General features: G+C 65.3%; 11 protein-coding genes and 1 pseudogene. 5 read left to right on the top strand and 7 right to left on the bottom strand.

Annotated features, from left to right (window positions below; translation table 11 throughout):
* The first annotated feature begins 189 nt into the window (after positions 1-189).
* The 4 genes from nrdH to nrdF all read left to right on the top strand — a co-directional run bounded on the left by nrdH (position 190) and on the right by nrdF (position 4,226).
* Positions 190-432 carry a glutaredoxin-like protein NrdH gene (gene nrdH / locus E4J89_RS07170; RefSeq protein WP_127513743.1) on the top strand — a complete coding sequence of 81 codons (243 nt, stop codon included), beginning with the start codon at positions 190-192 and terminating at the stop codon, positions 430-432.
* Between the two features lie 45 nt (positions 433-477).
* On the top strand, positions 478-948 hold the full coding sequence (nrdI, locus tag E4J89_RS07165; protein ID WP_136785497.1) for a class Ib ribonucleoside-diphosphate reductase assembly flavoprotein NrdI: 471 nt from the start codon (positions 478-480) through the stop codon (positions 946-948).
* A gap of 17 nt (positions 949-965) precedes the next feature.
* Entirely contained in the window at positions 966-3,086 is a 2,121-nt protein-coding gene (gene nrdE / locus E4J89_RS07160; RefSeq protein WP_136785496.1) for a class 1b ribonucleoside-diphosphate reductase subunit alpha, read from the top strand.
* Between the two features lie 162 nt (positions 3,087-3,248).
* Positions 3,249-4,226, top strand: a complete 978-nt coding sequence (gene nrdF / locus E4J89_RS07155) for a class 1b ribonucleoside-diphosphate reductase subunit beta (RefSeq protein WP_136785440.1) — start codon at positions 3,249-3,251, stop codon at positions 4,224-4,226.
* 177 nt (positions 4,227-4,403) lie between these two features.
* Here nrdF and E4J89_RS07150 read toward each other — a convergent pair whose 3' ends face one another.
* Complete coding sequence (locus E4J89_RS07150) at positions 4,404-5,054, bottom strand: hypothetical protein (RefSeq protein WP_136785439.1); 651 nt, start codon at positions 5,052-5,054, stop codon at positions 4,404-4,406.
* Positions 5,055-5,429: 375 nt separating this feature from the next.
* Between E4J89_RS07150 and E4J89_RS07145 the strand changes: the two are divergent.
* Positions 5,430-5,812, top strand: a pseudogene (locus E4J89_RS07145) (aldehyde dehydrogenase family protein); the annotation flags it as partial.
* An 81-nt stretch (positions 5,813-5,893) separates the two neighbouring features.
* On the opposite strand, the gene E4J89_RS07140 reads toward E4J89_RS07145, so the two are convergent.
* From E4J89_RS07140 to E4J89_RS07115, 6 genes are all read right to left on the bottom strand, one after another.
* Positions 5,894-6,931 (bottom strand): phosphotransferase, encoded by a 1,038-nt coding sequence (locus E4J89_RS07140; RefSeq protein ID WP_136785438.1) that lies wholly within the window; start codon positions 6,929-6,931, stop codon positions 5,894-5,896.
* The gene (locus tag E4J89_RS07135; RefSeq protein WP_136785437.1) at positions 6,928-7,962 is read right to left on the bottom strand and encodes a phosphotransferase; all 1,035 of its coding nucleotides are present in this window, start codon (positions 7,960-7,962) and stop codon (positions 6,928-6,930) included. Before E4J89_RS07135 ends, E4J89_RS07140 begins: the two co-directional genes overlap by 4 nt.
* A complete protein-coding gene (locus tag E4J89_RS07130) occupies positions 7,959-9,176 on the bottom strand; it encodes a phosphotransferase (protein ID WP_136785436.1) in 1,218 nt (405 codons plus the stop codon). The genes E4J89_RS07135 and E4J89_RS07130 overlap by 4 nt, the downstream gene beginning before the upstream one ends.
* Positions 9,173-11,035: an ABC transporter ATP-binding protein gene (locus E4J89_RS07125; RefSeq protein ID WP_136785435.1), complete on the bottom strand. Its 1,863-nt coding sequence runs from the start codon at positions 11,033-11,035 to the stop codon at positions 9,173-9,175. The genes E4J89_RS07130 and E4J89_RS07125 overlap by 4 nt, the downstream gene beginning before the upstream one ends.
* A gap of 77 nt (positions 11,036-11,112) precedes the next feature.
* The gene (locus E4J89_RS07120; RefSeq protein ID WP_136785434.1) at positions 11,113-12,138 is read right to left on the bottom strand and encodes a phosphotransferase; all 1,026 of its coding nucleotides are present in this window, start codon (positions 12,136-12,138) and stop codon (positions 11,113-11,115) included.
* A complete protein-coding gene (locus tag E4J89_RS07115) occupies positions 12,135-13,277 on the bottom strand; it encodes a hypothetical protein (protein WP_136785433.1) in 1,143 nt (380 codons plus the stop codon). The genes E4J89_RS07120 and E4J89_RS07115 overlap by 4 nt, the downstream gene beginning before the upstream one ends.
* Positions 13,278-13,282: the final 5 nt, after the last annotated feature.

The raw sequence follows: 13,282 nt of genomic DNA, 5'->3' as shown, positions 1-13,282 counted from the left end.
GGGCTGTGGACGAAGCCGGGAAAGGAATGACATACTTGTAATACATCATCTTGGGGTTCCGATTGGCCGAGTCCACTAGATGTAGTATTGGAGCAGCTGTTGGGCAGTGAGTCCGGGTCCTTCCAGGGGAGGCCGCGCAGCCAAGAAAAACAGCAGAAACGTCGTACCGATCATTAGGGGAGAAGGACCATGACTGTAACGGTTTACACCAAGCCAGCATGCGTGCAGTGCAACGCCACGTACCGGGCTCTGGACAAGAAGGGCATCGCTTACCAGAGCGTTGACCTGTCCCAGGATCCGGAAGCGCTGGAGCGTGTCCGTTCCCTTGGTTACATGCAGGCTCCCGTGGTCGTCACCGAGCAGGACCACTGGTCCGGCTTCCGCCCCGACAAGATCGAGGAACTGGCCCAAGCCGCCGCTTCCGTGGCCTGACCCGGACCGAGCGAACCAGAACCACACGTCATGACCGAGCTGCTGATGAGTGAGGACGCCAGGAAGCAGCAGGCAGATCCGGCGGCCGGCGGGATCGCCGACACGGACCTGATCTACTTCTCGTCCGCCTCCGGCTATACCGACCGCTTCATGCAGAAGCTGGGACTGCCGGCGGCACGGATCCCGCTGCGCACTCAGCAGGAGACGCTGCAAGCGCTCCGGCCGTTCGTGCTGGTGCTGCCCACGTACGGCGGGGAATCCGGCAAGAACTCTATTCCGCCGCAGGTGATTAAATTCCTCAACCTGGAGGAGAACCGGCGCCTGCTGCGCGGTGTGATCGGTGGCGGCAACACGAATTTCGGCACAACCTACTGCTTGGCGGCGGAGAAAATCGCCGCCAAGTGCCAGGTGCCCCTTCTCTATCGATTCGAACTCATGGGCACGTCCGAGGACGTAGACCGGGTCAAGCAAGGATTGGAACTCTTTTGGAAACGACAGTTGCAAACGCGCCCGTAGCCGACGCCAAGGCAGAGCTGCCGGCCGCCTTCAAGGGGCTGGGCTACCACGAGCTCAACGCCATGCTTAACCTCTACGGGCCGGACGGCAAGATCCAGTTCGAAGCGGACCGCGAGGCTGCACACCAGTACTTCCTGCAGCACGTTAACAACAACACGGTCTTCTTCCACGACCTGGAAGAGAAGCTCGACTACCTGATCAAGAACGAGTACTACGAGCGCGAAACGCTTGACCAGTACACGATGAACTTCATCCGCTCGCTCTACGACCGGGCCTACAAGAAGAAGTTCCGCTTCGAAACCTTCCTGGGCGCGTTCAAGTTCTACACCTCCTACACGCTCAAGACGTTTGACGGCAAGCGCTTCCTGGAGCGCTACGAAGACCGTGTCTGCATGGTGGCCCTGCACCTGGCCCGGGGCAACGAGGCCATGGCCACCCAGCTGGTGGACGAGATCATCGACGGCCGTTTCCAGCCGGCCACCCCGACGTTCCTCAACGCGGGCAAGGCCCAGCGCGGCGAGCTGGTCTCCTGCTTCCTGCTGCGCATCGAAGACAACATGGAGTCCATTGCCCGCGGCATCAACTCCGCCCTGCAGCTGTCCAAGCGCGGCGGCGGCGTGGCGCTGTCGCTGACCAACATCCGCGAGCACGGCGCGCCGATCAAGCAGATCGAAAACCAGTCCTCCGGCGTCATCCCGGTCATGAAGCTGCTCGAAGACAGCTTCTCCTACGCCAACCAGCTCGGTGCCCGCCAGGGTGCCGGCGCGGTGTACCTGCACGCCCACCACCCGGACATCTACCGCTTCCTGGACACCAAGCGCGAGAACGCGGACGAGAAGATCCGGATCAAGACGCTCTCGCTCGGCGTGGTGGTCCCGGACATCACCTTCGAACTGGCCAAGAAGAACGAGGACATGTACCTGTTCTCCCCGTACGACGTCGAGCGCGTCTACGGTGTGCCGTTCTCGGACATCTCCGTCACGGAGAAGTACTACGAGATGGTCGACGACAGCCGGATCAAGAAGACCAAGATCAGCTCCCGCGAGTTCTTCCAGACGCTGGCCGAGATCCAGTTCGAATCGGGCTACCCGTACATCATGTTCGAGGACACGGTGAACCGGGCCAACCCGATCGACGGCAAGGTCATCATGTCCAACCTGTGCTCGGAGATCCTGCAGGTTTCCTCGCCGTCGCTGTACAACGAGGACCTGACCTACTCCGAGATCGGCAAGGACATCTCCTGCAACCTCGGGTCGATGAACATCGCCAAGACCATGGACTCGCCCGACTTCGGCACCTCCATCGAGACCGCCATCCGGGCGTTGACCGCGGTGTCGGACATGTCCTACATCAACTCGGTGCCCTCGATCGCCGAAGGCAACCTGCAGTCGCACGCCATCGGCCTGGGCCAGATGAACCTGCACGGCTACCTGGCCCGCGAACGGGTCCACTACGGTTCCGAAGAGGGCCTGGACTTCACCAACATCTACTTCTACACGGTGCTGTTCCACGCCCTGCGGGCTTCGAACAAGCTGGCGATCGAACACCGCCAGACCTTCGGCGGCTTCGAGAAGTCCAAGTACGCCTCGGGCGAGTTCTTCGACAAGTACACCGAGCAGGAGTGGCTGCCGAAGACCGAGCGGGTCAAGGAACTGTTCGCCAACGTGGACATCCCCAGCCAGGACGACTGGCGGGAGCTGAAGGCTTCGGTGATGGAGCACGGCATCTACAACCAGAACCTGCAGGCCGTGCCGCCGACCGGCTCGATCTCCTACATCAACAACTCCACCTCCTCGATCCACCCGGTGGCGTCCAAGATCGAGATCCGCAAGGAAGGGAAGCTGGGCCGCGTGTACTACCCGGCCCCGTACCTGACCAACGACAACCTGGAGTACTACCAGGATGCGTACGAGATCGGCTACGAGAAGATCATCGACACCTACGCGGCCGCTACCCAGCACGTGGACCAGGGCCTGTCGCTGACGCTGTTCTTCAAGGACACCGCCACCACCCGCGACATCAACAAGGCGCAGATCTACGCGTGGCGCAAGGGCATCAAGACCATCTACTACATCCGTCTCCGCCAGCTCGCGCTGGAAGGAACCGAAGTGGAAGGCTGCGTCAGCTGCATGCTGTAGCAGTCCCCAACAACTGAAAAGTACGACGGCGGGTGCCCGCCCGCCGTCGTACCTGCACCGACGCGGCGCCGGCAATCCGGCCCGCGGGAGCGACCGCCGGCCGCACTGCGGCCGGCATTCGGGCACCATGGAACAACACAGACTTTGGGAAGAGGGGACGCGATGTCAGCCGAGAAGGTCAAGCTTCTGCACCACGTGGATGCGATCAACTGGAACCGGATCGAGGACGAGAAGGACGTTGAGGTCTGGAACCGGCTCTGCAACAACTTCTGGCTGCCCGAGAAGGTCCCGCTGTCCAACGACGTGCAGTCGTGGAACACACTGACCCCGGACGAGCAGACGCTGACCATGCGCGTCTTCACCGGCCTGACCCTGCTGGACACCATCCAGGGCACCGTGGGCGCGGTCAGCCTGATCCCGGACGCGCTGACCCCGCACGAGGAAGCCGTCTACACCAACATCGCGTTCATGGAATCGGTGCACGCCAAGAGCTACTCGTCGATCTTCTCCACCCTGTGCTCCACCAAGGAGATCGACGAAGCCTTCCGCTGGTCCACCGAGAACGAGAATCTGCAGAAGAAGGCGCAGATCATCATGGACTACTACCAGGGCGACGATCCGCTCAAGCGCAAGGTTGCGTCCACCCTGCTGGAGTCCTTCCTGTTCTACTCCGGCTTCTACCTGCCGATGTACTGGTCCTCGCGCGCCAAGCTGACGAACACCGCGGACCTAATCCGGCTGATCATCCGCGACGAGGCCGTGCACGGCTACTACATCGGCTACAAGTTCCAGCGCAACCTGGAGAAGGTCAGCGAGGAGCGTCGCGCGGAGCTGAAGGACTACACCTTCGAGCTGCTCTACGAGCTCTACGAGAACGAAGTCCAGTACACCCACGACCTGTACGACTCCGTTGGCCTGGCCGAGGACGTCAAGAAGTTCCTGAACTACAACGCCAACAAGGCGCTGATGAACCTCGGCTACGAGGCCATGTTCCCGTCCACCGTCACGGACGTGAACCCGGCCATCCTCTCCGCCCTGAGCCCCAACGCCGACGAGAACCACGACTTCTTCTCCGGCTCCGGGTCCTCCTACGTGATCGGCAAGGCCGTCAACACCGAAGACGAGGACTGGGACTTCTAAGTCGACGACGATCGTCGTCGGTCGTGACTAGCCTCTGCCATTGTCTCCTCCCGGCGGCCTAGAGCCGTCGGGAGGTCCGACGGTTGTCGGGGCGGCAGCGGCGACGACGTAAGCGAAAGCAGCGCCGTGGCCCCGTCGACGACGAACGCCACCAACCCTTCCGCAACCGGTCCCGCCTCAGCGGCGGGCAGAGAGGATCGTCGTCGTAACGGCCACGGCCTGCGGCGTGCGGGGGACGGAACTGAAGCCGAAGTGCACGGGCGGATCCACTGGCGTGAGGGGCCCGAGGCCGGCCCCGTTCCAGCTCGCCTCCGCGCGCTCGACGCCACGGATGGAGCGCACGCCATAGTATTCCCGACGTCCGCTTCCGGCGGAGCCAGCGGTGGACACACCCGGGAGCAGGATGCCCGCGGCGCGGTTCACGGCTGTCAGCCACGCCGGGTGGACGGCGATCCGGGCGGGGACCAATTGCAGGATCCAGCCCAGCGCTGTCACGGGGCCAAGTTCAGCGCGCAGCTCCAGCGGGCCGCCGTTAACGCGGAGGATCAGTGCGGCGGTCCAAGGTTCGTTCCCCGGTTCCGCCCTCCGTTCCCCGGCGGGACTCAGGCTGGCGTCCAGCGGCGCCACCACCACCTCGTCGAAGCGGTAGGTCGCGGACACATAGTCGGCGACCGCCCGGTTAGGGGCCAGCAGCGTCCGCAGCCCGTCGCGGTCCTCGGTCATGACGTCCGTGAAGGGGCCGAGCGGCGAGTCCACCCAGTGCCCGACCACCAGCCTGCGACCCGCGCTGGTGCCCAGACCCGTGATGAACCCCGTAAAGCGTTCCATCCGGCTACCGTACGGCTCCGGCCGGCCCGCCGCACGCCGTTGCGCAACATCGAGGTCGCAGCTGTCGAATGAATCTCCTTTAGTTTGACCACGGGAAGATATGGCCGGGCTCGTGCCGCCGCGTCAACGCGGGGAGCGGAATGGTCCTTGGGACCAAATGGCCTGGCAACTACAGTCCTCGTCGCAGGTCCCCTCCTCGCCGTGAAACGCCGACCTGTTTGAACAACAAGACTTTTGAACATCGCTCAGACAGGCCGGTCCCGTCGGGACTACGCGTAGTCGTAGAACCTGCTTCCGGTGGCTCGTCCCATTCGACCCTTATCAATAAAGTCCCGCTTGAGAATGTCCGCAAACCTGAGAAGTTCCGGATCCTGACAGGCCGCGCAGGATTCCGGTGCCCGCGTGCTGACCGGCGGTAACCCGGGGGAGGGCCAGGCCGGCAGCTTCTACCCGGCCACGCTGGTGGCCGAGTAGCAGTTCGGTCCGGCGCTGCCGGTCATCAAGTACTCCACGGTGGATGAGGCCGTGCAGATGGCAACGGACTCAAGGTGGGCCTGGGTGCCTCGGTCTGGCCTTCCGAGCCGGCCAAGGCCCGCGAGGTAGCGGCCCGGATCGAGGCCGGCACGGTCTGGATCAACAAGCACGGTGCGATCGACCCGCGCGTGCCGTTCGGCGGTGCCAAGCAGTCCGGCTGCGGCCGGGAGTTCGGCGTCGAGGGCCTCAAGCAGCTCGGCTCGCCGCAGGTCATCGCCGGCTAAACCCTATGAGACGGGCAGAGGGAACCTAACTGTCAAGGTGGATGACGTCACACAACTAGTCACCCAACCAGAAATCTGTCACTAGCGGATTTCGCGAGGGCGTGCCTGGGATGACTCGGGGACCCGTGCTAGCGCACTGTCGCAGGCGGCCAACAGAGCGTCCCGATGCCCGTCAAGCCAGGCGAGCCGCTGGTCTTCCAGCCGGATCTTTGCATGATCGTTTTCGGAGAGGGCTTCTCCGCTCCGGGCCCGGCTGCGGCGCCCCAGGTCCCGCTTCAGGCGTTTGGCCTCCAGCAGCAGCGGCAGCGCCTCCACCTCGGCAGCCGTCGGCCGCATCTCCCGGCTATAGGCGGCCAACAGGTCGGTAACCCGGTTGAGGTTGAGCGCCACTTTGTGGTCCTCCTGCCCCTGGCTCGTGTACACCTTGCTGACATCATGGACGGCGACCGCAAGATCGAGAACCCGCACGTCCGGGTGGGAACTGTCGAAATCCAGAACTCCTGCCAGCTGATCGCCGTTGAAGATGAGACTGCCGCGCCGGGCGCCGCCGTGCACCACCACCCGGGGCAGGCCCGGCAACAGGCAGGTCAGCCGCTCCACCAAGTGCGCCGTCCGGGCACGCAGTGACGGATCCACCCCCTCTTCCTTGCTCAGCCTGCGCAACTCGATGAGTACCGGCGGCTCGATCACCACAGCGGGCAGGTCGGCAACGATCTGGTGGTACCTTGCGAGCGTCTGTCCCAAGGCGCGCACATGGGCCGGCGACTCGTTGTCGAACGGCGTCCCCTCGACGGCCCGGGTAGCAATCCACAGACGACCGGCAAGGTCGACGTGATTCTCTCCGGAGCAGGCGGGCACCACCTCCGGTGCCGGGAATCCCCTGTCCCGGAGCAGCCGCATCAAATACAACTGACGGGTGAGTTCCTCATGCGGTTTGGACCGGTACGAGCGGCGCAGGTAGTGGATGCCGTTTCCGGCGGTGACGCGCAGGTGCTCGTTTTTGCCGCCTGTGACCGGCGTAACGGACGTCCAGCCGCCCAGGGGCCATAAATTCGCGAGCTCGGCCAGCGGGAACTCCTGCCCGGCACGGTCCAGCAGCATGCTCACAGAGGGCGTCATGCTCCTGCCCGTCCTTCCGCCACCCGATAGAACTCGTCCCGGTAGTGCCGGAATGCGGTGTTACCGCCGTTCCGCCAGTCAGCTTCGCCGCTCTTGATCTCCCGGTTGAGGCTGTGGAAGATGTATCGCGCCCAGTGGAAGCGCAAATTCGCCAGCCGTTCACCGCCGGCGGCCGCCCGGTATGCGTCGAGGAACGCGGCGCATGGCTGATCGGCGCGGGAAAAGTCGCCGGTGGCAGCGTGAACGCCTTGGCGCACCCGGTGCAGGAACTCGGCCACGTCGCGGGCGGGGTCTGCCGGCGCGCTGCGGTCGAGGTCGATCACGGTGACCGTGTCGTCGGTGAGGAAAACATGGATAGGGCGGTACTGCCCGTGGCTTTGTGCCAGGATGCCGTCCACGGTGTCGTGGCTGAGGGCGTCCAGGCGGCTGAGCATGCCCAGAGCCGTATCGATATAATCCGGGCGCTCGGTCACCACTTTGGCGAGGCGTTTGGCCAGGCTCGTCAGTTCCCCCGTCACCAGGAGGGATTGGGGGGCACCGATCCGCGGTTCCATGCCGTGCAGGTGGGCAAGCCACGCTCCCGCACGGGCGCACCCCTCGACGAGTCCAGCGCCGTCGTCGAGCAGCGCCGAGAGCGGCCGGCCGGGGGCTCCCTGACACAGCAGGATCTTCTCTGTCCCGTACCAGGCCAGGGGCTCGACGACCTGATACGGTGACCCTGCTCCCAGCCCGGCGTGACGCATCGTCTGCAGTTTTGCGTGCACCGCAGGTCCGTCGTCGAAGGGGAACAGCTTGGCGAAGACGGGGGCGCTGCCGTCGAGTTCGACCTGTACCGTGGCGGCCCCCGAGCCGTCCAGCTGAATCACGTTTGTGGTCCAGGTGCCGCCGTCGGCCGTGGCGTCTGCGCCTGCAGCGCCGAGGTGCGGGCGGATGTAGCGGTCAAGGAACTCTGGTGTGCAGACCCATGCTGCACGGCTGACCTGTTCCTCTTTGACTTGACGGCTCTGGGCTCGGATTTCGGTGCGGTTCATGCGTCCTCCGCTAAGGTGATGGGATTTTCGGTGAGCCAGCGCACCAGTGCGCCCTCGCGCTTCAGCAACCGCGCGAAACTGTGGGCGTCCTTGGGCTGCCGGGGCGCGATCACCTGCTTGATCAGCAAGTTGTTGCACTTCTTGGCGATCCTGATCAGCCGGTGGGCTTGGAAGACTTCCGGCAGGGCGGCCAAGTCCGTGTCCGCCAGCGGGGTGTGGCTGCGGTAATGCCGGAGGAAGGTCCGGCAGAGGTCTTTATCGATGTCGTCCCCGGGGCCGCCGACCGGGTCTTGGCGGCAGAATGACCTCACTGCATAGGCCAGATCCAGAGTAAGCAGGTCATGGGCTGACCTGTCGAAGTCAAGCACACCGGTCAGCAGGCCCCCGTCGAACAGCAGAGCCGACTGGCCGTAGGATCCGTGGATCGCCAGAGCGGTTAGGTCCTTCTGCCGCTGCCCGAGCCCGATGTTCAGTTGCTCCATTCTGCCGGCCAGATAGCGGGCTTCTTCCTGCACCTCCGCTCCGGCGTTGACGTCCAGCAGTGGCGACACGACGTCGATCGCGGCGAACAGATGCTCCTGGCCCATGTGCCCAAGGGCAGCCAGGCCCGAGGAGCGGTCCTGCTCCGCCGGCGTCAGCTTGGACACGATGGCGTGGTATCGGGCAAGACCCTGCGCAGCGGCGGCCAGTTGGTCGGTGTTGCCGGGATCGAAAGCATGGCCGGGCATCAGGTGCATGACCGTATGCAGGACACCCCCGACTTGGACACAGATCGCGCCGTCACGGCTGCGCTGGATGGGCGGGGCCGGGTAGCCGTGGCGGCGCAGGTGATCGATGAGCGAACACTCGAACTGTGCGCCCGCCACCGTCTTCAGGTTGTGCGAGCGGCGCAGCACGACCTCACCCGCGTCCGTGCTGACAAACCAACTGAGGTTTGAGGTACCCCTTTTGGCGCGGTGCCACACCCGCCAGCGGCCAAGGTCGTACGCGGCCTCCAACACGCGGAACAGCAGTGGTTCGTCCGCCGCCGCCGTCAAGCGCCAGTCTTGGCGGGGCACCGAGTTGTGCAGCCGCCGGCCGGTCAGGCCGGCACCCGGCTCCGCCTTGCCGGAGGGCGCGTTGCCGACGCCGCCAATGGAGGCGGGGTCCGACGCGGAGCCGCCGGTGGAACCCGCGACGCGACCCGGCACTGGCTGGAAGCTAGGCTCCGTCATGGCCGGGACTCCCCTAAATGGGTAGTGGGCTCGTCCGCTTCGATTTCGCGGGGAGGGTTAGCGGGGCGTCTGTAGCCGGCGCCCTTGCGTTTCAGCACCGGCCGTGGACCTGTGATGCCCTGTAGCAGGCACATCTCGGCGTAGAGTCCGCCCGCCGCTATGAGTGTGCGGTGCGTGCCGTGTTCCACCACCTGCCCGCCGTCAAGGACAACGATATCGTCGGCTGCCATTGCTGCGGTCATCCGGTGCGTGATAATTACTGACGTCCGTCCGGAGGCGACCTGGCGAAGTGCGCGCAGCACGGAATGCTCGGAGCGGGCATCAAGGCCGGTGGTGGGCTCGTCGAGAACAAGGATCGGACAGTCCTGCAGGACCGCGCGTGCCAGCGCCAGCCGCTGTCTTTGGCCTCCGGACAGCGTCGCCCCGCGCTCGGACAGCACCGTGTCGTAGCCGTGCGGGAGGGCTGTCACGAAGTCATGGGCAAGGGCAGCACGGGCGGCTCGCTTGATCTCGTCCAGTGAGGCGTCAGGACGCCCATACGCAATGTTCTCCCGGATCGTCGCCCGGAACAGCAATGCCTCCTGCGTGACGAGCCCGACGTGGGTGTGCACGCTCTCGCCTGTCAGGTCGCGTAAGTCCGCGTCGTCGAGCAGGACGCGGCCGCTGGTGGGATCCTGAAGCCTGCACATCAGGGCCGCGATCGTCGATTTGCCCGCACCCGTGGGGCCGACGACAGCTAGAGTGGTGCCCACGGGGACGGTCAAATCCACGCTTCGCAAAACGAGGCGGTCTGCAGTGTAGGCGAAACTTACGCGCTCAAGGCTCAGCTTCTCCTTTGGCGGAGCCGCGGGACGGGCCCCGGGCTTGTCCTGCAGCTCCAGGGGGCGTTGCAGAGTGTCCGCGATGCGTGCTGCGCGGACACCGGCCCGGGTCAACTGGGCCGGCAGTTTAGACAAGGCCCGCGTTGGGCTGAAGAAGTCACGCAGGTACGACGTGAAGATCACCAGATCGCCCGGGGTAAGGTCACCCGTCAGTACGCGCTGGGCGCCGAGCCAGATGAGACCAGCCGTGGCCGTGGCCACCACAGCATCCACCGCGGCTCCGAAGACGGCGCTGGTGCGCGCAGAGCGAAGCACTGCGGCGACAGAATCGTTGGAACGGTCCCGGAAGCGCCGGGACTCGTGATCTTCCTTCCCCGTGGCTTTGATGAGTTTAATCGCCACCAACGCCTCCTGCGCCACGGCGGCCATGTCGCCCTCAACTACACGGGATTTTTCCTCAACAGCCCGGATACGGGCGCGGAAACCGGCGACGGTCAGCAGGAGCAGCGGCAGGGTGAGCAGAAGCCCCAGACTCAACTGCCAGTCAAGGATCAGCAGCACCCCTGCCATGCCCGCCAGCGTCATGATATTCGTCGAAGCGTCCACGAGCGTTCCGGTGAGCAGCGCCTGCACTTTATCGACGTCTCCGGTGAGGCGGGTGGTCAGTTCACCGGTTGGCATCCGCTCGTGGTAGCGGAGCGGGAGCCGCTGGAGACGGTCGTACAGCTTCGTCCGGACGGAGGCTGCGACACGTTCGCCGACCACCGTGAGAACGTAGCTCCGCGCGGAGCTGACCAGCGAGTCCAGAATGGCGATGCCGCCCAACGCAGCGATGACGAGGAGAAGGATGGTTTGCACGTTCTGGGGAGCCGGACTACCGCTGGGAAACAGTACCTTGTCGAAAAGGTACTTCAGCGGCCATGGTTTGAGCAGCGCCACACCCGCGCCGGCAATTGCCAGCAACGCGGCCAGCACGCACCCGAGCCACTGCGGCCGCAGGAACGGTCCGAAGGTCTTTAGGATCAGCCGGGCACTCATGACCGGCTCGCCCGGGGTACCCGATGGGTGGCGACGAGAGGCGGTGCCGGGCCCTCTGGCCCCCGAACGGGACCGCCTCACCGGTACCCACACCCCGATGCGGCCTCAACGGCTGCTTCCCACGCGTCAAGCCAGTCCGGCACGAACGACGAGTTCCTGACAGGGCGGACTACAAGGCGGTAGAAGAGCACCTCTGCGAAAGTACGGGCAACGTAGGCAGGAGCTGTACTGACGGCACCCGCATCGCCACCGCTCGTGATATAGCCGTCCTCGAACGCCTCAACCCAGGGTGCGGCGGCTCGCAGGGTCCCATGGCGCGCGGCGCCCATCGTGAGGGTCTGCCCGATGAAGTGACCAAGGTCGCGTGCGGCAGGGGCCCAGGCGGCCCGGTCGAAATCGATGACAACAACGCTGTGCCGGTCCAAATGGATGTTTTTAGGCTGGAAGTCACCGTGGGTCATCACGCGGCCTCCATCGACCCGCTGAAGTCCCGCCAAAGTCCCCGCGGCGAGCCTTCCCAGCCGGACGGCGGCCTGCGGCAGCAGGTCGGCCAATGCCCTGGTGTACTCGGTGAGCTTGGCGTGTTCGAAGTCCTCCGCCAGGACAGGGATCCGAAGGCCCCGCATATCCGGGATACTGTGCAGCCGGGCGAGCCAGCGGCCCGCCCGGCTGGCCTCAAGCGCTGTTGCCTGTGGATCGCCCTCTAGAAGCGAGTGCAGGATGGTGGCCGGTGCCTCCTCCTGTGCGAAGAGTTGGCGGGCGGGATCGAAGCCGTACGGTGCGGGAACGCGAAGTTGGGGAGCGTCGAAGCCGGCATGGCGCAGGCCGTTGAGCAGTTGCCAAGCTTGCTCGCCGCCACCCATGCGGTAGGCCTTGCCGATTACCGGGAGCGGTGCTGAGGGGCCGGATCCTGGGTCGAGCGTCACCGTCCACCGGACGACCGGCCGGCTCCGGGAGGCATGTACGACGGAGCGGGTCAGCACCTTTACCCGGCTGGGCGGCAGGGCATCGAGTGGCGGAGGTGAGGCAAGCAATGATTCGGCGATCGCGAGCCGTTCGGCCCCAGTAGCAGTGGCAGGCGCGGCCGCGCCGGTGTAGCTCATGTCAGGTCTCCCGTCGTTTCCGCAGCCAGGTAGGAGAGCCGTTCCCGTCCGGCTCTCACCGCCCGTTCAGCGGTATCGTCGCCAATGTCGCCGATCCCGATGAGCAGATGGAACGACCGCGCCTCGGCGCACATGCGGACAAGCACGCCGTGCCCGGGATCCGGACCGTCCGGGTCGCACCAGGTGGTGCCTTCGTCGCCGGGCAGCGCAACCCACACCGCCGTCCCACAGTTGCGGACACCACGCCAGTTCGGTCCTCCCTGGCGCTGCAGCTCTGCCGCGCCGTAGCGGAGCAATCCGCAGTAGTCGGGTGACAGACACGTATCGACGGTGATCGCAGGTACGGCCGCAGGCAGATGGTAGGCCACCAGCAAGGAAGGGCTGACGTTGTCCAAGACGATCTCTTTGCGGAGGCCGTGAAACTGGCTGCCCTCTTGCACGTTGGTCAGCTCGGCCCGGAGCACCCCGTCTTCGCGGTGGAGGGTCACTTCGTGGCGGTCGTGCACCCCGCCGCTGTCGGCGAGCCCGCCTGGATGGTTGGCGGGTACTTCCATGTAGCTGTTCATTTCCTCTTGGCGGTTCCAGTCGTCGGTCGGGTTTCCGACCGTCAGGACGCCGCCGTCGGGGCCGTGCCACGCGAGGTAGACCAGCCGACCGCCGTGAGCCGGGGCCAGCACAGCGAACAGGTGCTCGCTTCTCAGAACCAGTTCCTCAATGCCGTCGTCGTCGATATCGACCAGCTCGGCCCCGAGGGAGCGCGCCTGGCTGCCAAACCATTGGGCGGCGGCAACCAACACGCCGGTTGCGCGCCCATGGCTCGCGACTGCCTTGGCCCAGGCTGCAGGCGGCCGGTCCGGGCGGTCGACGTCGTGCCAGGCCGTCTCATATGCCGAAGCAAGCAGGTGCTTCCAGGCCAGTGCCGTCAGCCGTGGTTCGGCCCCTGCCCCCTCTGCCTCGGCCACTGCACGGCGTGCCCGGGCGAGGTGCTTCTGGTAGGGGCACCACGCCTCGTCCCGGTTCCAGCCACCATAGTCTTCTCCCGCGTGCCAGTCCTGGGCCAGTTCCACAAATGTGCCGCGTTCGACGACACGGGCGCCGGCTGACCTCCGGCGTTGATCGAGCCAAGACGGCAGATCCACCGGTA

The sequence above is a fragment of the Arthrobacter sp. CAU 1506 genome (assembly GCF_005047635.1).
GTDB lineage: Bacteria > Actinomycetota > Actinomycetes > Actinomycetales > Micrococcaceae > Crystallibacter.
Note: the sequence above shows the minus strand (reverse complement) of the source record. Positions and strands in the feature narration are given on the sequence as shown.

Excerpts from the sequence above, each read along its gene's own strand:
- E4J89_RS07135 (WP_136785437.1), bottom strand. The coding sequence starts at position 7,962 with ATGAACCGCACCGAAATCCGAGCCCAGAGCCGTCAAGTCAAAGAGGAA.
- E4J89_RS07150 (WP_136785439.1), bottom strand. The coding sequence starts at position 5,054 with ATGGAACGCTTTACGGGGTTCATCACGGGTCTGGGCACCAGCGCGGGT.
- E4J89_RS07120 (WP_136785434.1), bottom strand. The coding sequence starts at position 12,138 with ATGAGCTACACCGGCGCGGCCGCGCCTGCCACTGCTACTGGGGCCGAA.
- nrdH (WP_127513743.1), top strand. The coding sequence starts at position 190 with ATGACTGTAACGGTTTACACCAAGCCAGCATGCGTGCAGTGCAACGCC.
- nrdI (WP_136785497.1), top strand. The coding sequence starts at position 478 with ATGAGTGAGGACGCCAGGAAGCAGCAGGCAGATCCGGCGGCCGGCGGG.
- E4J89_RS07130 (WP_136785436.1), bottom strand. The coding sequence starts at position 9,176 with ATGACGGAGCCTAGCTTCCAGCCAGTGCCGGGTCGCGTCGCGGGTTCC.
- E4J89_RS07140 (WP_136785438.1), bottom strand. The coding sequence starts at position 6,931 with ATGACGCCCTCTGTGAGCATGCTGCTGGACCGTGCCGGGCAGGAGTTC.
- nrdF (WP_136785440.1), top strand. The coding sequence starts at position 3,249 with ATGTCAGCCGAGAAGGTCAAGCTTCTGCACCACGTGGATGCGATCAAC.
- E4J89_RS07125 (WP_136785435.1), bottom strand. The coding sequence starts at position 11,035 with ATGAGTGCCCGGCTGATCCTAAAGACCTTCGGACCGTTCCTGCGGCCG.